The organism is Sphingomonas sp. GW821-FHT03E12 (assembly GCF_059420685.1).
Map to the genome: position 1 here is coordinate 249,422 of NZ_JBWKUF010000004.1, position 20,207 is coordinate 269,628.

16 protein-coding genes are annotated in these 20,207 nt (G+C 65.5%); 12 read left to right on the plus strand and 4 right to left on the minus strand.

All coding sequences use genetic code 11. From position 1 onward, the window contains the following. Positions 1 to 2,325, minus strand: coding sequence for an ATP-dependent Clp protease ATP-binding subunit ClpA (gene clpA / locus AC07TU_RS14445; protein WP_495188619.1), 2,325 nt, complete (start codon positions 2,323 to 2,325; stop codon positions 1 to 3). A 135-nt stretch (positions 2,326 to 2,460) separates the two neighbouring features. Beyond that, a complete protein-coding gene (locus AC07TU_RS14450; RefSeq protein ID WP_495188620.1) occupies positions 2,461 to 2,655 on the minus strand; it encodes a DUF1192 domain-containing protein in 195 nt (64 codons plus the stop codon). 132 nt (positions 2,656 to 2,787) lie between these two features. Between AC07TU_RS14450 and AC07TU_RS14455 the strand changes: the two genes are divergently transcribed. Next, positions 2,788 to 3,807 carry an NAD(P)H-quinone oxidoreductase gene (locus AC07TU_RS14455; protein ID WP_495188621.1) on the plus strand — a complete coding sequence of 340 codons (1,020 nt, stop codon included), beginning with the start codon at positions 2,788 to 2,790 and terminating at the stop codon, positions 3,805 to 3,807. A 45-nt stretch (positions 3,808 to 3,852) separates the two neighbouring features. Next, a complete protein-coding gene (locus tag AC07TU_RS14460) occupies positions 3,853 to 4,194 on the plus strand; it encodes a hypothetical protein (RefSeq protein WP_495188622.1) in 342 nt (113 codons plus the stop codon). Between the two features lie 50 nt (positions 4,195 to 4,244). On the opposite strand, the gene AC07TU_RS14465 is transcribed toward AC07TU_RS14460, so the two are convergent. Next, positions 4,245 to 6,263: a ChaN family lipoprotein gene (locus AC07TU_RS14465; RefSeq protein WP_495188623.1), complete on the minus strand. Its 2,019-nt coding sequence runs from the start codon at positions 6,261 to 6,263 to the stop codon at positions 4,245 to 4,247. A gap of 202 nt (positions 6,264 to 6,465) precedes the next feature. On the opposite strand from AC07TU_RS14465, the gene AC07TU_RS14470 reads away from it, so the two are divergent. The 9 genes from AC07TU_RS14470 to AC07TU_RS14510 all read left to right on the plus strand — a co-directional run bounded on the left by AC07TU_RS14470 (position 6,466) and on the right by AC07TU_RS14510 (position 16,815). After that, the gene (locus tag AC07TU_RS14470; RefSeq protein WP_495188624.1) at positions 6,466 to 7,083 is read left to right on the plus strand and encodes a glutathione S-transferase family protein; all 618 of its coding nucleotides are present in this window, start codon (positions 6,466 to 6,468) and stop codon (positions 7,081 to 7,083) included. Positions 7,084 to 7,167: 84 nt separating this feature from the next. Beyond that, positions 7,168 to 8,055, plus strand: coding sequence for a UDP-2,3-diacylglucosamine diphosphatase (locus AC07TU_RS14475; protein WP_495188625.1), 888 nt, complete (start codon positions 7,168 to 7,170; stop codon positions 8,053 to 8,055). A gap of 11 nt (positions 8,056 to 8,066) precedes the next feature. Then, positions 8,067 to 9,089 carry a glycosyltransferase family 4 protein gene (locus tag AC07TU_RS14480; RefSeq protein ID WP_495188626.1) on the plus strand — a complete coding sequence of 341 codons (1,023 nt, stop codon included), beginning with the start codon at positions 8,067 to 8,069 and terminating at the stop codon, positions 9,087 to 9,089. Between the two features lie 128 nt (positions 9,090 to 9,217). After that, complete coding sequence (locus AC07TU_RS14485) at positions 9,218 to 10,177, plus strand: ArsR/SmtB family transcription factor (RefSeq protein WP_495188627.1); 960 nt, start codon at positions 9,218 to 9,220, stop codon at positions 10,175 to 10,177. Then, complete coding sequence (metF, locus tag AC07TU_RS14490; protein ID WP_495188628.1) at positions 10,174 to 11,091, plus strand: methylenetetrahydrofolate reductase; 918 nt, start codon at positions 10,174 to 10,176, stop codon at positions 11,089 to 11,091. The genes AC07TU_RS14485 and metF overlap by 4 nt, the downstream gene beginning before the upstream one ends. A 91-nt stretch (positions 11,092 to 11,182) precedes the next feature. Continuing rightward, positions 11,183 to 12,229 carry a homocysteine S-methyltransferase family protein gene (locus AC07TU_RS14495; RefSeq protein ID WP_495188629.1) on the plus strand — a complete coding sequence of 349 codons (1,047 nt, stop codon included), beginning with the start codon at positions 11,183 to 11,185 and terminating at the stop codon, positions 12,227 to 12,229. 2 nt (positions 12,230 to 12,231) lie between these two features. Continuing rightward, on the plus strand, positions 12,232 to 12,756 hold the full coding sequence (locus AC07TU_RS14500) for a GNAT family N-acetyltransferase (RefSeq protein ID WP_495188630.1): 525 nt from the start codon (positions 12,232 to 12,234) through the stop codon (positions 12,754 to 12,756). A 21-nt stretch (positions 12,757 to 12,777) separates the two neighbouring features. Beyond that, positions 12,778 to 15,381 (plus strand): methionine synthase, encoded by a 2,604-nt coding sequence (gene metH, locus AC07TU_RS14505; RefSeq protein ID WP_495188631.1) that lies wholly within the window; start codon positions 12,778 to 12,780, stop codon positions 15,379 to 15,381. A 123-nt stretch (positions 15,382 to 15,504) separates the two neighbouring features. Continuing rightward, positions 15,505 to 16,815, plus strand: a complete 1,311-nt coding sequence (locus AC07TU_RS14510) for a cation:proton antiporter (RefSeq protein ID WP_495188632.1) — start codon at positions 15,505 to 15,507, stop codon at positions 16,813 to 16,815. 5 nt (positions 16,816 to 16,820) lie between these two features. On the opposite strand, the gene AC07TU_RS14515 is transcribed toward AC07TU_RS14510, so the two are convergent. Continuing rightward, positions 16,821 to 18,458 (minus strand): NAD(P)/FAD-dependent oxidoreductase, encoded by a 1,638-nt coding sequence (locus AC07TU_RS14515; protein WP_495188633.1) that lies wholly within the window; start codon positions 18,456 to 18,458, stop codon positions 16,821 to 16,823. A gap of 104 nt (positions 18,459 to 18,562) precedes the next feature. Here AC07TU_RS14515 and AC07TU_RS14520 point away from each other — a divergent pair, with 104 nt between their 5' ends. Beyond that, positions 18,563 to 20,170, plus strand: a complete 1,608-nt coding sequence (locus AC07TU_RS14520; protein WP_495188634.1) for an MFS transporter — start codon at positions 18,563 to 18,565, stop codon at positions 20,168 to 20,170. The last annotated feature ends 37 nt before the right edge of the window (positions 20,171 to 20,207 follow it).

Below are 20,207 nucleotides of genomic sequence, written 5' to 3' on the forward strand. Positions count from 1 at the left end.
TTACTTGGCCTTGGCTGCGACGGTCTTCTTGCCGCCGCCCTTTTTGGGCCGTTTGGGCGCTGCGGGGGTGATCGCGAAGGTCAGCGCGCCGTCCTTCAGCTTCACCTCGACCTCGCCGCCATGGACGAGCTTGCCGAACAGCAGTTCCTCCGCCAGCGGCTGCTTGACCTTCTCCTGGATGAGACGGCCCATCGGGCGCGCACCATAGAGCTTGTCGTAGCCGCGCTCGGTGAGCCACGCCTTCGCCGCATCGTCGAGGGCGATATGGACACCGCGGTCGGCGAGCTGCAGCTCGAGCTGGAGGATGAACTTCTCCACCACCCGCTCGACCACCTTGGGTGGCAGATAGTCGAACGGCACGATCGCATCGAGGCGGTTGCGGAATTCGGGGGTGAAGAGCTTCTTCACCGCGTCTTCCTGAACATCCTCGCGGCTCATCTCGCCGAAACCGATGCTCTCGCGCGCCATGTCGGACGCGCCGGCATTGGTCGTCATCACCAGGATGACGTTGCGGAAATCGACGGTCTTGCCGTGGTGGTCGGTAAGCTTGCCGTTGTCCATCACCTGCAACAGGATATTGAACAGATCCGGATGCGCCTTCTCGACCTCGTCGAGCAACAGCACGCAATGCGGATTCTGGTCGACCGCATCGGTGAGCAGCCCGCCCTGGTCATAGCCGACATAGCCCGGAGGCGCGCCGATCAGGCGCGAGACGCTGTGGCGCTCCATATATTCGGACATGTCAAAGCGCTGGAGCGGAATGCCCAGCAGCTCGGCGAGCTGCTTGGTCACCTCGGTCTTGCCGACGCCGGTCGGACCGCTGAACAGATAGTTGCCGATCGGCTTTTCCGGATCGCGCAGGCCGGCACGGCTGAGCTTGATCGCCGATGCAAGCACCTCGATCGCCTTGTCCTGCCCGAACACGACGCGTTTCAGGTCGGTCTCGAGATTGGCGAGCGTCTTGGTATCGTCGGTCGAGACCGATTTCGGCGGGATGCGCGCCATCGTCGCGATCACCGCCTCGATCTCCTTCGGCGTGATCGTCTTCTTGCGCTTGGACGGCGGCACCAGCATCTGCATCGCGCCGACTTCGTCGATTACGTCGATCGCCTTGTCGGGCAGTTTGCGGTCGTTGATATAGCGCGAGCTGAGCTCCACCGCCGACTTGATCGCGTCGGGGGTGTACTTGACCTTGTGATGGTCCTCGAACGCGGTGCGCAGGCCGGCGAGGATCTTGATCGTATCCTCGATCGTCGGCTCGTTGACGTCGATCTTCTGGAACCGGCGCAGCAGCGCGCGATCCTTTTCGAAGTGGTTGCGGAATTCCTTGTAGGTCGTCGAACCGATGCAGCGGATCGATCCGCCCGACAGCGCCGGCTTGAGCAGGTTCGACGCATCCATCGCGCCGCCGCTGGTTGCGCCCGCGCCGATCACCGTGTGGATCTCGTCGATGAACAGCACCGCGTGGGGCAGCTTCTCAAGCTCCGACACGACCTGCTTCAGCCGCTCCTCGAAATCGCCGCGATAGCGGGTGCCGGCGAGCAGCGCCCCCATGTCGAGCGAGTAGATCACCGCTTCCTTGAGCACTTCGGGCACATCGCCCTCGACGATCTTACGTGCAAGGCCCTCGGCGATCGCCGTCTTCCCCACGCCGGGATCGCCGACATAGAGCGGGTTGTTCTTGGAGCGGCGGCACAGGATCTGGACGGTGCGGTCGACCTCAGGTCCGCGGCCGATCAGCGGATCGACCTTGCCGGCCTTGGCCTTCTCGTTGAGATCGACGGTGAACTGTTTGAGCGCGCTTTCGCTCTTCTTGCCGCCCTCGTTCTTCGCCGGCTTCTCTTCCTCCATCGCGCCCTTGGGCGGCGCGGTATCGGTCGGGGTCGCGCCCTTGCCGACGCCATGGCTGATGAAGCTGACGGCATCGAGGCGGCTCATATCCTGCTGCTGCAGGAAATAGACGGCATAGCTCTCCCGCTCGCTGAACAGCGCGACGAGCACGTTGGCGCCGGTCACTTCGTCGCGGCCCGAGGACTGGACGTGCAGGATCGCGCGTTGGACGACGCGCTGGAAACCGCTGGTGGGCGAGGGGTCGGTCGCCTGATCGACGCGCAGGGCCTGAAGTTCGGTGTCGAGATAATGCGCGACCGTGGTCTTGAGCTCGTCCAGGTCCACGCCGCACGCGCTCATCACCTTCGAGGCGTGCTCATCGTCGACCAGCGCCAGCAGCAGATGCTCGAGCGTCGCATATTCGTGGCGGCGCGAGCTTGCGGCTTCCAGAGCACGGTGGAGGGTCGATTCCAGGGCGGAGGCGAAACTAGGCATTCGGATACAACTCCAGTCGGGCCATCAGGATATGCGGCCCGTCTTTTCCAATGTTGGAAGTGCGGCCCTTCGCATCAAGCACTGCGAGCCTCGCACCGGAGTTCATGGCGTTGCGCCCGATCTCCGGTTCTACGCTCATCGCTTGAATAGGGCGTCTGCGCTTGCGCGATGGTTAACGGCGCGTTCCATCTTCTGCCGGCAGCGCGCGATTTCCGCTTCGAGAAGCTGGATGCGCTCGGCCAACTCCTCGACCGAGAAGGGGTCGAGGTCTTGCCGGGCGAGCTGCGCGGCGGGGTCGTCCTTGCGACGGGGAAGATCGGCCTCGTCCATTGCAGTGCAGCGTCGGATGCCCTCCGGGCAATGTCAAGCGGCCCCGGCAGCATAAACTGGTGATAGATTAGACGGTTGAAGCCTTGACGTCGCGCCTCCGGCACCCGATTCATGGCGGCAAGGGGGAGCAGCATGACGCGCGTGCCACAGCTTATGACGGCAATCGATCCGGAGGTGCCGGGCGGGCCGGAGGTGCTTGTTCCCGTCGAGCGGCCGGTGCCGCAGCCGGGCGCGGGCGAGGTGCTGATCCGCGTCGCCGCGGCGGGAGTGAACCGCCCCGACGTCGTCCAGCGGCTGGGCGCCTATCCGCCGCCGCCGGGCGTGACGACGATTCCGGGCCTGGAAGTCGCGGGCGAAGTGGTGGCGATGGGGGCGGGCGTCCCGCCCGAGCTGATGCACCAGCGCGTCTGCGCGCTGGTCGCGGGCGGCGGCTATGCCGAATATGCCGTTGCACCCGCCGGGCAATGCCTGACCGTGCCGGACGCACTGACGCTGGTCGAGGCCGCGGCGATGCCCGAGACCTTGTTCACCGTGTGGACCAACCTCTTCGAGCGCGGCTATGCGGTCGAGGGTGAGACCGTGCTGGTGCATGGCGGCACCAGCGGGATCGGCACGATGGCGATTTCGCTGTGCAAGCTGTTCGGGCTGAAGGTGATCGTGACCGCGGGCAGCGACGAGAAGGTCGCGGCGTGCCTGGCGCATGGCGCCGATCACGCGATCAACTATCGGACCGAGGATTTCGTCGCGCGGGTCAAGGATGTGACCGAGGGGCGCGGGGTACACGTCGTGCTCGACATGGTCGGGGGCGACTATGTGGCGCGCAACATCCGCTGCATGGCCGATGACGGGCGACATGTGTCGATCGCGGCGCAGGGCGGGATGCAGGCGACCATACCGGTGTTCGAGATCATGCGCCGCCGCCTGACGCTGACCGGATCGACGCTGCGCGCGCGTGACGTTGCGTTCAAGGCGCTGGTTGCGGACGAGCTTGAGCGCAACGTCTGGCCGCATGTCGCGGCCGGGAAGTTGAAGCCGGTGATCGACCGGACCTTCCCGCTCGCCGAAGCCGCCGAGGCGCACCGCCATATGGAAAGCGGCGCGCATATGGGGAAGATCGTGCTGGTAACCGGGGCCACAAAGGCCATCGGCTGAAATCAACGCGGTTGCCGAGGCTGGGCTAACGTGGGAAGCTTGCGCATGCAGGTCCGCGTCTACCGGGATGAAATCCTCATCGGCACCGCCGTCCTCAAGCACCTTGATCCGCCCATGGGCGTTGCTTTCGGTCCATTTTCACCTTTGGATCAATATGATCGTGACCAGCACGCGAACGCGGTCGAAGGCGAGTATATTGGCGATAGAGGGCAGGCACTGTTGGTGCACGCAGATCACTATGGCCCGCTCCACGCTTCTTCGATCGCGATCCAGGACTGGGCGGATCCCGAGGTCGGGAAGGAACTGACTGTCTGGTTTCAGGATGGTGGTGATTTCGCGGCGCTGTTCTCAACGCACGACGATTATCGAACCTACTACGACCAGTAGCTCATTAGGGCCGCGTATCCACGCGCTGCCACGATTGACGGGTTCGTGACCTAGTTTGGTTCCGCCAGCCCGGCGTAGCGGGCGTCGATCTGCTTCGCCATGTCGAGCAGGTGCGCGCGGGCTTCGGCGAGGTTCGCCGGGCGGGGCGACCAGTCGGGATCGGGGAACTGTTCGATCGCGCGTTCGAGATTGGCTTCGTCGACGAAACTGGCGTCGGGCGTCGCGGCGCGCAGATCCTTGAACGGCGCGAGGAAGATATAGCCGTCGAACAGGTCGGCGAGGGTGAAGTCGCGGTCGCAGATCCCGTAATAGCTATAGTCGCGGATCGACCCCATTGGCGCGCCGCGCAGGTCGAACCCGGCGGGGCGGTTGCCGTTCTGGCGCATGATCCGCTCGACTGCGCCGTCGCCTGGCTGCTCGAAGAAATCGCGGCGGCCCGGAAGCGCTGGAAGCGACTGGTGGAGCATCACATTGGTGATCCGCGTGCCATAGGCCGCGTGCAACCGGTTGCCGAGCGCATTGGCGGTGCGCTGGCAGAAGCCATCGCCGTCGCTCTGCGTCTGCCCCGCGGCGAAGCGGGTGAAGGCGTGGAGCGTGCCGGTCAGCACCAACGCCTTCTGCCCCTTGTCCAGAACCTCGCGGGCGATCCGCTCGGCACGGAACTGGTCGACCATGCCGCGCGGGAAGACGTGGCGCAGCGTTTCCGGGGTGCGGGTGCCGGTGAAGCCGCTCCAGTCGAAGGCATAGCTCATATTGACGATGCGGAACGGCGGCTTGCCCTTGGGCAGGCTGCGGTTGAACGCCCAGACTGCGCGGTAGAGATCGCGATAGTCTTGCCAGCTCCACATGACATTGTAGTTGAACATGAGCTGGCGGGCGGCCGCGGCGTCATAGGTCGGCGCCGTCACCAGCCGGTCGAGCGCTGCTTGATCCTCCTCGGCACCGAACTCCATGACCAGGTTGGTGACCCCCGCAGCGTAGAGCTTGGGAATCGCGTTGGCGACGAAGGCGATACTCTGCCGGACCGCATGGTCCTCTCCCAGCAGCACAATATCGGCACTCCGGAACTTGCTGAGCAGATAGTCGTCGGGCGCCTGTGCGGCGCGGATCTGCGCAAGCCGGGCGGCTTCGGCCTGTGTCTCGGCGCCGTCGCCCGGCGCCAGCAGGAAGGTAAGCGGGTCGGCGAGCCGCGCGGACCATGATTTCTCGCTATGGTCGGTGCCGGGATAGATGCGGCTGGTGAAGGTGCTGCCCCAGCCGGCGCGGCGCATGAACGCCTCGAACGGTGCAGTATAGGGCGTGTAGCGCGCGTCGAGCGTCTCGGTCCCGCGGTCGACATAGATGCGATGGCGGCCGGGCGAGAGATGGGCGAGCGCGATCCAGGTCTCGAACGCGCGCAGCACCTGTCGCGTGTAGAGCGGCGCTTCCGGCAGCGGCGCGCCCGAATTGCCGAGCAGCCAGTGCATCGACAGGGAGGCGCTGCCGCCGAAGACTTCCGGATACTGGACCTGCGCATAGAGCGAGATGAGGCCGCCCATCGACGAGCCCATGACGAAAGTCGATGCCCGGTCGGTGCGGGTACGATAGTGCTTGTCGATGAAGGGCTTGAGCTCGCGGACCAGGAATTTGAGATAGGCATCCGACTGCGGTGCACCGCCCCAGCCGTCGCGGATCATCGTGCGGCTGGCTTCGGGCAGCAGGTCGTAGATGCGCTGCGGGAGATAGTCGCGGCCGCGCGTCGCAGAATTGTCGATGCCGACGATGATGACGGGCGGGATCTTTCCTTCGCGAATGAGGCGGGCAGCAGTCTCGCCGACGCCCCAGCTCTGGCCGCCGAACGCGCGCGAACCGTCGTGGAGATTCTGCCCGTCCTGCATGTAGATCACCGGCAGCGGCGCGCCGTCCTCCCGATAGCCGTCGGGCAGCCAGACGGTGACGTCGCGGGCACTGACCTGAGTGGACTGGAAGGCGGCATGGCGGACAAGGCGCGGCGCCGCCTGCGCCGGGACGGCTGCGCTCGCTGCGGCCATCAGCAGGGCCAGTGCCCAAAGCCATCGCAGTCCCGCCATCCGCTCGTCTCCCGCTGGTCCGCCGGTCTCCGCCGCCGGATATCCGCGCGATAGGAACGCGGCGCGCGGGGGTAAAGCGGTCAGGGACTGAATACGTATGTCGATGCACGACGGCGGTGCGTCGATCCTGCTTTGCCCGGAAATGGGGTTCCACTAGGGCGGCCGCGGGCGCATTTCGCGCGAGGGTGACCAAGGGGGTGTCATGGCCATGCTGATTCTTCACGAATATGCGGCGTCGGGTAACTGCTACAAAATTCGCCTGGCAGCAGCGCTGACGGGCAAGCCGCTCGACCGGCGCGAATATGATATTCTGAAGGGTGAGACGCGCACCGATAGCTTCCTGGCCAACGTCAACGCGAATGGCCGGATTCCGGTGCTGCAGCACGGCGGCCGCCTGCTGCCTGAAAGCAATGCAGCGGCCTATTATGTTGCCGAAGGGACGGACCTGATCCCCGCCGATCCGTTCGATCGCGCCGACATGCTGCGCTGGATGTTCTGGGAACAGTATAACCATGAACCCAACATCGCGACGGTACGCTTCTGGATGGGCTGGGTCGGCGAGGAGAATCTGAGCGACCTCCAGCGCGCGATGCTTCCCGGCAAGCGCACGGGCGGCGATGCGGCGCTCAAGTTGATGGAAGAGCATCTGGCGAATCGCGACTGGTTCGTCGGCGATCGCCCGAGCGTCGCCGACATCTGCCTCTATGCCTATACGCATGTTGCCGAGGAAGGCGGGTTCGAACTCGCGCCCTGGCAGGCAGTACGGGCATGGATCGCGCGGGTCGAGGGGCTGAAGGGGTACATTCCCATTACTGCGTGACAGCGCGATGACTCCGCAACTCGCCCAGCTGTAACATTCGCGATTCATAGGCTCCCGCGGGCAAGGACTTGTTGCGGGGCGTTTATGGCCACGATCACCCGGCTGCCGTTCGATGCGGCCGTTACCGATCTCGCGGATTTCAGCGCGTCCAATCCGGCGATCCCCGAACGGGTGATCGGCGGGCGGAAGCAGTATCGCACCATCTGGATCTCCGACATCCATCTGGGCACGCGCGGCTGCAACGCGGAGATGCTGATCGACTTCCTCGATCATGTCGACAGCGACACGATCTACCTGGTCGGTGACATCATCGATATCTGGCAGCTCAAGAAGAAGTTCTACTGGCCGGCCGCGCACAACGACATCGTGTGGCGCGTGCTCAAGCGGGCCAAGCGCGGCGCGCGCGTGATCTATGTCCCGGGCAACCATGACGAGATCTTCCGCCAGTTCACCGGCCTCAATTTCGGCGGGGTAGAGATCAAGCGGCAGGCGATCCACCAGACCGCCGACGGCCGCCGCCTTCTGGTGCTGCATGGCGACGAGTTCGACGCGATCACCATGTCGCACCGCTGGCTCGCGCATCTGGGCGACGCCGCCTACACCGCGGTGATGGCACTCAACCGCTGGTGCAACAAATACCGGCGCTGGCGCGGCCTGCCCTATTGGTCGCTGAGCAAGCACGCCAAGCAGAAGGTCAAGAACGCGGTCGAGTTCATCTGCGGCTTCGAAGAAATCGTCGCGAAGGAGGCGGGTGCGCGCGGGGTCGACGGCGTGATCGCCGGGCACATTCACACCGCCGAGATGCGCACGATCGACGGGATCGAATATTATAACGACGGCGATTGGGTGGAGGGTTGCACCGCGCTGGTCGAGCATTACGATGGCCGGATGGAAATCCTCCATTGGGCCGACGAGATCGCAGCACGCGAGCCTCTCGACCCGCAACGGGTCGAGGCGCTGGCGGCAGCTTGATCGAAGAAGAGATGCGGATCGCGATCGTAACCGACGCCTGGGAGCCCCAGGTGAACGGTGTCGTCCGTACGCTGCAGTCGGTGCGCGCGGTACTTGAGGCGCAGGGGCACAAGGTGCTCGTGATCTCGCCCGACCTCTTCTACTCGGTGCCGTGTCCGACCTATCCCGAGATCCGCCTTGCGATGGTGCGCAGCCGGACGATCGGCGACCTGCTCGACGAATTTTCGCCACATGCGGTGCATCTGGCGACCGAGGGACCGGTGTGCGTCGCGGCGCGGCGCTGGTGCCTCAAGCATGATTTTCCCTTCACCACCGCCTATCACACCCAGTTCCCCGACTATGTCGAAGCGCGTTCGGGCGTGCCGGCAGAATGGGTGTGGCGCTATATCCGCTGGTTCCACGCACCCGCCCAGTCGATCCTCGCTTCCACCCCGTCGATCCGCCAGGCGCTGATCGATCACGGCCTGACTCAGGTCCGGCATTGGGGGCGGGGGGTGGACCTCGCCAATTTCCGGCCGGGGCTGGAGCCGCATCCGGCGATGGCGGAGCTTGAGGGGCCGGTGCAGCTCTATGTCGGGCGGGTCGCGGTCGAGAAGAATCTGGAAGCGTTCCTCGCGTCGAAACATCCGGGCACCAAGGTCGTGGTCGGCGACGGACCGGCGCGCGCGGCGCTGGCGGCCAAATATCCGCAGGCGCGTTTCCTCGGTCCGATGTTTGGCGCGGAACTGGCGCGTGCCTATGCCGCCGCCGATGTATTCGTCTTCCCGAGCAAGACCGACACGTTCGGGCTGGTGATGATCGAGGCGCTGGCGTGCGGCACACCGGTCGCTGCCTATCCGGTGACCGGGCCGGTCGATATCCTGACGCCCGAGACCGGGGCGATGGACGAGGATCTCAGCGTAGCGATCGCCGCAGCGCTGACGAAGGACCGGGGGGCTTGCGCCGAATATGGCAGCAGCTTCACCTGGGAAGCCAGCGCGCACCAGTTCCTCATGGCGCTGGTCCCGATCATCGAGGAAGCGCGCGCCGCCTGAGTGTCGTCATCAAGTTACGGTATCGCCGGGCAAAGGGATCGGTTATTGCGCCGCGACCGTCGGTGCGCCTATCGCGGGTCATGCCCGTCATTGACCTGATATAAAGATATCTTTATATCTCTAATCCCATGAAGATCGCTCTCGAAATCTTCCGCGCGCTCGCGGATTCGACGCGGCTGCGCATTCTTGCGCTGCTGCGCTCGATGGAGCTGAGCGTGGGCGAGCTGGCGCAGGTGCTGGGCCAGAGCCAGCCGCGCGTCTCGCGGCATGTGAAGATCCTGTGCGATGCGGGCCTTGCCGAGCGGCGCAAGGAGGGCAGCTGGGTGTTCGTCGCTCTGGGCGATGATCGCCACGTTCAGCCGGTCCTCAATGCGCTCGACGCCTGGTCGGTGGACGATGCCGATCACTGGGCAGTGGCGGACAGCGCGCGGCTGGCCGCGGTGCGCGCCGATCGCGCTGCGGCAGCCGAGGAATGGTTCGAGACGCATGCCGGGGACTGGGACGCGATCCGATCGCTCCATGTCGCCGAGGAGCAGGTCGAGGCGGCAATGGCCACGGCACTGGGCGACGCCGCGATCGAGCGGCTGATCGATATCGGCACCGGCACTGGCCGGATGCTCGAGCTGTTCGCCCCGCGCGCCAGGAGTGCGCTCGGCATTGACCGCAGCTCGGAAATGCTGCGCCTAGCGCGTGCCAAGCTGTCGGGGCAGGGGCTCGCCAATGCCGAACTGCGTCAGGCGGATCTCTACGCGCTGCCGATGGCGGATGACGAGGCCGACGCGGCGATCCTGCATCACGTTCTCCATTTCGCGCAGCAGCCGGGAGCCGCGATCCGCGAGGCGGCGCGCGTTCTGGGTGACGGCGGGCGGTTGCTGATCGCGGATTTCGCGCCGCACGATCGCGAAGAATTGCGCCAGCGCGAGGGGCATGTGCGGCTTGGCTTCTCGGACGAGCAAATGCTCGGCTGGTTCGAAGCCGCGGACCTGGCGCCGGTGAAGACCGAGACGCTCGAGGGCGGTGAACTGACGGTGAAATTGTGGCTGGCGCGAAAGGCGGGCCAGCCTCTTGGGAAAGTGAAAGCAGCATGAGTTTGGTTCTGGACCCCGGCGCCCCGCTGTTCGCGGATGTGGCCGGCGATATCGACGTGTCGTTCGAATTCTTCCCGCCCAAGACGGAGAAGATGGAGGAGACGCTGTGGGAATCGATCCAGACGCTCTCGCCGCTGGGCCCGCGCTTCGTCAGCGTCACCTATGGCGCAGGCGGATCGACGCGTGAGCGCACCCACAACACCGTCGCCCGCATCGCACGCGAGACCCCGATCGCGGCCGCCGCGCACCTCACCTGTGTCGAGGCGACGCGCGAGGAGATCGACGCGGTCGCTGAGGAATATTGGGCAGCGGGCGTCCGCCACATCGTCGCGCTGCGTGGCGATCCGCCCACGGCTGGCGCGAAGTTCACCTCGCCGGTCGGTGGCTATGAGAACGCAGCCGCGCTAGTGGCGGGACTGCGCAAGCTGCACCCGTTCGAGATCTCGGTCGCAGCCTATCCCGAATGCCACCCGGACTCTCCGGATGCGGCACACGATCTGGACAACCTCAAGCGCAAGATCGATGCGGGCGCCAACCGGGCGATCACGCAGTTCTTCTTCGAACCGGAAACCTTCCTGCGATTCCGCGATCAGGTCGCGGCCGCCGGAATCAATGCCGAGATCGTCCCGGGCATCATGCCGGTGATGAGCTTTGCCGCCGTGCAGAAGATGTCCGCGATGTGCGGCACCGCCGTCCCCGGCTGGATGGCGCGGCTGTTCGACGGGCTGGACGATCACCCCTCGGCGCGGCAGCTGGTCTCCGCGACGCTGGCGGCGGAACTGTGCCGCAAGCTCTATGCGGGCGGTGTGCGCCAGTTCCACTTCTACACGCTCAACCGGGCGGAGCTGTCCTACGCGATCTGCCATCTGCTGGGCGTGCGGCCCAAGGATGCCGCGGGAGTCGTGGCGGCTTAACTGCCACTCCGGCGAAAGTCGGGGTCTGGCGCCTCAAGCGGCGCACCAAGAGTAGAAAGGCCCCGGCTTTCGCCGGGGTGACGAGGACAAGATGACTGCACGCGAGAAACTGCTGGCCGAAGCCGCCAAGCGCATCCTGATCACCGACGGCGCGTTCGGCACCGAGATCCAGAACTGGAAGCTCGACGAGGCGGCCTATGCGGGCGATCTGGGGCTGAGCCACGACCAGAAGGGTAACAACGACATCCTCGCGCTGACCAAGTCCGAGGTGCCGGCATCGATCCACCGCGCCTATTTCGAGGCGGGGGCGGACATCGCCGAGACCAACACCTTCTCGGCCAACCGGATCAGCCAGGCGGACTATGGTGCGGAGCATCTGGTCCATGCGATCAATTTCGAGAGCGCGAAGATGGCGCGCGCCATCGCCGACGAGTTCGAGGCGAAGGACGGCCGTCCGCGCTTCGTCGCGGGCGCGCTGGGGCCGACCAACAAGACGCTGTCGCTGTCGCCGGACGTCAACGATCCCGGCTATCGCGAGATCGACTTCGATCACCTCAAGGACGTCTATCGCGAGCAGATCGACGCGCTGGTCGAGGGCGGGATCGACTTCGTGCTGATCGAGACGGTATTCGATACGCTCAACGCCAAGGCCGGGATCATGGCCGCGATCGAGGCGGGCGAGGCGCTGGGCCGCGACCTGCCGATCATGCTGTCGATGACGCTGACCGACCTGTCGGGCCGCAACCTTTCGGGCCATACGGTCGAGGCCTTCTGGCACGCGGTGCGCCATGCGAAGCCGGTGACGATCGGGCTCAACTGCTCGTTCGGAGCGGAGCAGCTTCGCCCGCATGTGAAGACGCTGAGCAACCTCTGCGACACGCTGATCATGGTCTATCCCAATGCGGGCCTGCCCAACGAGCTGGGCGCCTATGACGAGGCGCCCGCGACGACCGCCGGGCTGGTCGGCGAATGGGCGGAGCAGGCGCAGGTCAATGTGCTGGGCGGCTGCTGCGGATCGACCCCGGCGCATATCAAGGCGATCGCCGATGCGGTGGCGGGGCTGCAGCCGCGTGCGATCCCCGTGCCTGAGGTGCGGACGCGGCTGGCCGGCCTCGAACCGTTCACGATGGCGGCCTGAGTATGGCCGACGGGCAGAATTGGCGGGTCCGGCAAGCGGAGGCGGGCGATGTTTCCGCGCTGTCGCTGGTCGGGACCGCGACCTTTCTCGAGACGTTTGCAGGGGTGCTGCCCGGGCCGGCGATCGTCGCGCATTGCGCCAAATCCTACGCGCCCGAAGCCTTTGCGGCCTATCTGGCCAAGGGAAGCCAAGCGTGGCTGGCCGAAGTGGTGCCGGGCAATGCCCCGGTCGGCTTCGCGCAGCTGACCGCGCCCGAACTTCCCGGCGTGCAGGACGGCGATATCGAGCTCAAGCGCATCTACCTGCTCTCGCGCTTCCACGGGACCGGCACCGGCGCAGCGCTGATGGCGGCGGCGGTTGCGGGGGCCGCGGGGCACAAAAGGTTGCTTCTTGGCGTCTATGCCCGCAATGCCCGCGCGATCGCCTTCTATCGCAAGCAGGGCTTCGAGCCGATCGGCGAGCGCCAGTTCGATGTTGGCGGTCAGCTGTTCGACGATGTCGTGCTTGCCCGGCCGCTTGCTGCCTGAACCCTTGAACAGAACAGAGATATGACCACCACCAGTTCCTCCACCGCCTTCGTCAATATCGGCGAGCGTACCAACGTCACCGGATCGGCACGCTTCAAGAAGCTGATCATGGCGGGCGACTATACCGCCGCGATCGAGGTCGCGTTGCAGCAGGTGGAGAGCGGCGCGCAGGTGCTCGACGTCAACATGGACGAGGGCCTGCTCGACGCGCACGAGGCGATGACGACCTTCCTGAAGCTGATTCAGGCTGAGCCCGACATCGCGCGCATCCCGGTGATGGTCGACAGCTCCAAATGGGACGTGATCGAGGCGGGGCTGAAATGCGTCTCGGGCAAGCCGATCGTCAATTCGATCAGCATGAAGGAAGGTGTCGACCAGTTCCTGGAACATGCCCGCAAGTGCATGGCCTATGGTGCCGCCGTCGTGGTGATGGCGTTCGACGAGGTCGGGCAGGCGGACACCTGCGCCCGCAAGGTCGAGATCTGCGAGCGGGCTTACAAGCTTCTGGTGGGGATCGGTTTTCCGCCCGAGGACATCATCTTCGACCCCAACGTGTTCGCGGTGGCGACAGGGATCGAGGAGCATAACAATTACGGCGTCGATTTCATCGAGGCCTGCCGCGAGATCAAGGCGCGCTGCCCGCACGTCCATATCTCGGGCGGCCTGTCGAACCTCAGCTTCTCGTTCCGCGGCAACGAACCGGTGCGCAAGGCGATGCACTCGGTGTTCCTCTATCACGCGATCCCCGCGGGCATGGACATGGCGATCGTCAACGCGGGCCAGCTCGACGTCTATGACCAGATCGAGCCTGAGCTGCGCACCGCGTGCGAGGACGTCATCCTCAACCGTGATCCCGAGGCGGGCGAACGGCTCGTTGCGCTGGCCGAGAAGTTCCGCGGCACCGACGCGGTCGCCGAGAAGCAGGCCGCCGAGTGGCGCGGCTGGGCGGTCGAGAAGCGGCTCGAGCATGCGCTGGTCAAGGGCATCGACCAATATGTGGTCGAGGATACCGAGGAGTGCCGCCAGAAGGCCGCGCGCCCGATCGAAGTGATCGAAGGCCCGCTGATGGACGGGATGAATGTCGTCGGCGACCTGTTCGGATCGGGCAAGATGTTCCTGCCCCAGGTGGTGAAGTCGGCGCGCGTGATGAAGAAGGCGGTGGCGCATCTGCTGCCCTTCATCGAGGCCGCGAAGGAACCCGGCGCCAAAGGCAAGGGCAAGGTCGTGATGGCGACCGTCAAGGGCGACGTCCACGATATCGGCAAGAACATTGTCGGCGTGGTCCTGCAGTGCAACGGCTTCGAGGTGGTGGACCTCGGCGTGATGGTGCCCTGGTCGAAGATCCTGGAGGCGGCGAACGAGAATGACGCCGACATGATCGGCCTCTCTGGCCTCATCACCCCTTCGCTCGACGAGATGGTGACGGTGGCCGAAGAGATGAAGCGGGCGCAGATGACGATGCCGCTGCTGATCGGCGGCGCGACCACGTCGAAGGTCCACACCGCGCTCAAGATCGCCCCGGCCTATGACGGTCCGGTTGTCCATGTTCTCGACGCGAGCCGTGCGGTGGGCGTTGCGACCACGCTCGTCTCCGACACGATCCGCGACGAATATGTCGCCAAGGTCGCCGGCGAATATGAAGCGGTCCGGATCGCGCGCGCCAATAAGGGGCAGAGCGAGCTGGTGCCGATCGCGGTCGCGCGCGACAATGCGTTCGAGGCGGACATGAGCCTCAAGCCCGGCAAGCCGCGCATGCCGGGCGTGCACAACTTCCCCGACTGGGATCTGAAGGACCTGCGCCAGTATATCGACTGGACGCCCTTCTTCCGTGCCTGGGAGCTGGCGGGCGTCTATCCGGCGATCCTGACCGACAAGGTGGTGGGCGAGAGCGCGACCAGCCTGTTCGCCGACGCGCAGAAGATGCTCGACAAGATCGTCGAGGAGAAGTGGCTGACCGCGCGCGGCGTCGCCGGGCTGTGGCCGTGCCGCCGCGAGGGCGACGACATCATCGTTCATGTCGAGGACGAGAAGCACGTCACGCTGCCGATGCTGCGCCAGCAGATTCAGAAGCGTGAGGGGCGGGCGAACATGTGCCTCGCCGACTTCATCGATCGTCAGGGCGACTGGATCGGCGGCTTTGCAGTCGGCATCCACGGGATCGAGCCGCATCTGGCGCGCTTCAAGAACGCGATCGACGATTATTCGGACATCCTGCTCAAGGCGCTGGCCGACCGCCTCGCCGAGGCGTTCGCCGAGCGGCTGCACCATTATGTGCGTACCGCCTTGTGGGGCTATTCCGAGGGCGAACAACTGACCAATGAAGCGCTGATCAAAGAAGAATATCGCGGTATCCGCCCGGCGCCCGGCTATCCGGCTTGCCCCGAGCATAGCCTGAAGCCGATCCTGTTCGAGATGCTCGACGCCCACCGCAACACCGGCATCAGCCTGACCGAGAGCTTTGCAATGCTGCCGACCGCGGCGGTGAGCGGTTTCTATTTCGGACACCCGCAGGCCGAGTATTTCGGTGTGGCGCGTGTCGGCCGCGACCAGCTGGAAGAATATGCCACGCGGCGCGGAGTGAGCATCGAGCAGGCGGAGCGCTGGCTGCGGCCCAATCTCGACTAAGGCCTGATCCCGGTTCCTAAACGTCTCTCCGAATCCCCGTTGCGCAACTCGTAAAACGAATGATAACGTTGCCATTGGGCAGGACCAATGAGTCCAATGTAGCCCAGTGGGGGAGCGGACAACATGGCACCAGCCGAGCTGAGCATCTATTTCTTCGCGCAACTTGCGATTATCATCGCGGTCGCCAGACTTGTCGGCTGGGCTGCGCGAAAATGGTTGGGGCAACCGCAGGTCGTGGGCGAGATGATCGCCGGCGTCATCCTCGGTCCGTCGCTGTTCGGCCTGTTTCTCCCCGAGATCCAGCAAACCCTGTTCCCCAAAGACAGCCGGACTCTGTTGTTCGTCCTCGCCCAGCTTGGCGTCGGGCTCTACATGTTCCTGGTCGGGCTGCAGTTCCGCGGCGACGAGTTTCGCGCCAACGTCAAGAGCGCCGCATCGGTGTCGATCGCGGGCATGGCGGCGCCGTTCCTGATCGCCGCGCTGATCGCGCCGCTGCTGCTGTCGACTGGCGGGCTGTTCACCGCCAAGGTCGATCAGTTCCAGGCGACCTTGTTCATGGGCGCGGCGATCGCGATCACGGCCTTTCCGATGCTCGCGCGGATCATCCATGAGCGCGGGCTGAGCGGAACAAGGCTGGGCACGCTGTCGCTGTCGGCGGGCGCGATCGACGATGCCGCGGCATGGACGGTGCTTGCGATCGTGCTCGCGAGCCTGGGCGCGGGACCGCTTGTGGCGATCAAGGCGATCGTCGGAGGCGGACTGCTCGCGCTGTTCATTCTGTTTGCCGGGCCGAAGCTGCTGGCGCCGCTTGGGCGCATGGCGGAGCGCGAGGGCAAGGTCTCGCAGACGCTGCTCGGCGTGACGCTGATCCTGTTCGCGCTGGCTGCGTTCGCGATGGACTGGGCCGGGCTTCATGCCGTGTTCGGCGGCTTCCTGCTCGGCACGGTGATGCCGCGCGGGGTGTTCGCCAACGAGGTGCGGCGCATTCTGGAGCCGGTGACGGTGGTGATGCTGCTGCCGATCTTCTTCACCTTCTCGGGCCTCAACACCCAGCTGTCGCTGCTTGCCGAGCCGTCGCTGTTCCTGATCGCGGCGGGCATCCTGGTCGCGTCGATCGCCGCCAAGGGCGTCGCCTGCTGGGGCGCCGCACGGCTGACCGGGCAGGACAATCCGACCGCGATGGCGATCGGCGCGTTGATGAACGCGCGCGGCCTGATGGAGCTGATCATCATCAACATCGGGCTTCAGCGCGGGATCATCACCCCGGCGTTGTTCTCGATCCTGGTGGTGATGGCGATCGTGACGACGCTGATGGCGTCGCCGTTGTTCGAGCTGGTCTATGGCCGCAAGGCGCGGGCGGAAGGCGCGCTGGGCGAACTGGGCGAGGCGCAGGACGATGCGCCCGCGGTCGAGGTGAAGCCCGCCTCGGCCTGACCCCCTTAGCGCGTGGCGGCGATGCTCGCCGCCACCGCTTCGGCAGCCTTGATCCCGTCGATCGCGGCGGAAAGGATGCCGCCGGCATAGCCAGCGCCTTCGCCCGCCGGGAACAGCCGCTCGACATTGAGGCTCTGGAAATCCTTGCCGCGCGTGATGCGGACGGGGGAGGAAGTACGGGTCTCGACCCCGGTCATCACCGCATCGGGATGGTCGTAGCGCGCGATCTGGCGGCCGAACACGGGCAGCGCCTCGCGGATCGCCTCGACCACGAAATCGGGCAAGCAGCGCGACAGATCGGTCATGGTCACGCCCGGCTTGTAGCTGGGCGTGACTTCGCCGAGCGCATTCGAGGGACGTGCAGCAAGGAAGTCGCCGACCCGCTGGCCGGGGGCGTGATAGTTGCCGCCGCCGACCTCGAACGCTAGGCTTTCCCAATGCCGCTGCAACTCGATCCCGGCGAGCGGGCCGTCGGGATAGTCGCGTGCCGGATCGATCCCGACGACCAGGCCGGAATTGGCGTTGAACTCGGCGCGTGAATATTGGCTCATGCCATTGGTGACGACGCGGCCTTCCTCGCTGGTCGCGGCGACGACCCGCCCGCCCGGGCACATGCAGAAGCTGTAGACGGTCCGCCCGTTCGAGGCGTGGTGCGCCAGGCTATAGGCGGCGGCGCCGAGATCGGGGTGCCCTGCGCACTTGCCGTAGCGCGCCTGATCGACCCAGCTCTGCGGATGTTCGATGCGCACCCCGATCGAGAAGGGCTTGGCTTCGAGATACACGCCACGGCGGTGTAGCATCTCGAAGGTCGGGCGGGCGCTGTGGCCGACCGCCATCACCACCTGATCGGCCTCGAGGAAGCTGCCGTCATGCAGATGCAGCCCGCGCAGGCGCTGATTGCCGTCGGGGAGGCGTTCGAGCTCGAGATCGTCGACGCGGGTTTCCCAGCGGTATTCGCCGCCCAGTTCCTCGATCGTCCGGCGCATGCTCTCGACCATCGTGACGAGGCGGAAGGTGCCGATATGCGGATGCGCTTCCCAGAGGATGTCGTCGGGCGCACCCGCCTTGACGAACTCCTCAAGCACCTTGCGGCCGAGGAAGCGCGGATCCTTGACCCGGCAATAGAGCTTGCCGTCGGAGAAGGTGCCTGCGCCGCCCTCACCGAACTGGACGTTGCTGTCGGGGTTGAGCTTGGCCTGGCGCCACAGGCCCCAGGTATCCTTGGTGCGCTGGCGGACGACCTTGCCGCGATCGAGGATGATCGGCTTGAACCCCATCTGGGCAAGGATCAGGCCCGCAAACAGCCCGCACGGCCCCGCGCCAATCACCACCGGCCGCTTCGCTTGCTGTGCACCTGGCCAGCCTTCGGGCGCGGTCACGGGCGGGCGATAGGCCATGTCGGGGGTAGGGCGGACATCCTTGTCCCCGGCCAGCCGCTCCAGCACCTCCGCTTCGTTCGTGAGCGCGATGTCGAGCGTGTAGACGAGCAGGATCGCATTGCGCCGGCGGGCATCGTTGCCACGCTTGAACAGCGTCCAGGAGATCAGGTCGCCGGGTTCGACACCCAGCCGCTGACAGATCGCGGGCGCGATCGCGTCGGGCGCATGGTCGAGGGGAAGGGAGAGGCCGGAGAGACGGAGCATCGCGTTCCCCTACCGGCTAAGTGCGCGGGCCGGAAGGGGCGGCCTCTTGCCCGTCCCCGTCAACCCGTTACACCCTTGCCCAAATTGGGGTTGGGGGATTCTGGATGGCGACTGTCGCGGACGAAATTCGACCGGAGCATGAGCCGAGCAAGAGCGAGATGCGGCAGGTCGTGACCGCCTCGTCGCTCGGCACGGTGTTCGAATGGTATGATTTCTTCATCTACGGCACGCTTGCCGCGTCGGGGATCATCGGCCGTACCTTCTTCGCCACCGGCAATCCGGTGCTCGAGACGCTCTATGCCTGGGCCGGGTTCGCGGTCGGGTTCGGCTTCCGGCCGCTGGGCGCGGTGCTGTTCGGCTATCTGGGCGACAAGCTCGGGCGCAAATACACCTTCCTCGTCACCATCACGCTGATGGGCGTGGCCACCGCAGGGGTCGGCTTCGTACCCTCCTATGCCTCGATCGGCGCGGCGGCGCCCGCGATCGTGATCGGGCTGCGTATCCTTCAGGGGCTGGCGCTGGGCGGCGAATATGGCGGCGCGGCGATCTATGTCTCCGAACATTCGCCCAAGGGGCGGGCCGGCTATCACACCAGCTTCATCCAGGCGAGCGTGTCGGCGGGCTTCATCCTCAGCCTCGCGGTGGTGCTGATCACCCGCTTCACCATGCCGCAGGCGAGCTTCGACGACTGGGGCTGGCGCCTGCCCTTCATCTTCTCGATCGCGCTGCTCGCCATATCGCTGTGGATGCGTGTGAAGCTCAGCGAGAGCCCGGTGTTCAAGGCGATGAAGGAAGCGGGCGAGGTCGCGCGCAACCCGCTCAAGGAAAGCTTCACCTATCCCGGGAACCTCAGGCGGCTGTTCGTCGCGCTGTTCGGCATTGCCGCGGGCCTGACCGTGATCTGGTACACCGCGACCTTCTCGGTCCTGTCGTTCCTGCAGGGAACGATGCGGGTCGAGCCGGTTGCGGCGCAGCTGCTCGCGGCCGGAGGCGCGGCTGCCGGACTGTTCTGGTTCATCCTGTTCGGGAAGCTTTCCGACCGGATCGGGCGCAAGAAGCCGATCGTCATCGGCTATGGCTTCACGCTGCTGCTGCTGTTCCCGCTCTTCTGGGCGATGGGGCATGCCGCCAATCCGGCGCTGTCGGACGCGGCGCGCAACGCGCCGGTGATCGTTTCCGGCCCGCACTGCGCCTATGATCCCTTCGCCGGGAAGCAGGCTGATACCTGTGGGCAACTGCTCGACTATCTGTCGAAGAAGGGTGTACCCTATACCAAGGACGTGACCCCGTCGGCCGCGGTGTCGGTGAACGGCGTGCCGGTGATTTCGACCGAGACCGCGGACATCGACAAGGCGCTGACTGACGCGGGCTACAATCTCGACCGGGTGGTGCCGAGTCCGGGCAATATCGTGATGATCCTGATCGCGATCGTCGCGCTCGCGGCGCTGTCGGGCGCGACCTATGGTCCGGTCGCAGCACTGTTGACCGAGCTCTTCCCGGCGCGCATCCGTTACAGCTCGATGTCGATCCCCTATCATATCGGCACCGGTTATTTCGGCGGATTCCTGCCGCTGATCAGCCAGTATATGGTCGCGAAGAGCGGCAATGCCTATTCGGGGCTGTGGTACACTTGGGTCGTCGTCGCGATGGCGCTGCTGGTGACCTTGTTCTTCCTCAAGGAAAGCGATCTGGCGGAGCATCGCGATAGCTGAGCCGCGCGCGCTCAACGGGGCAGGGGCTCATGGAAGA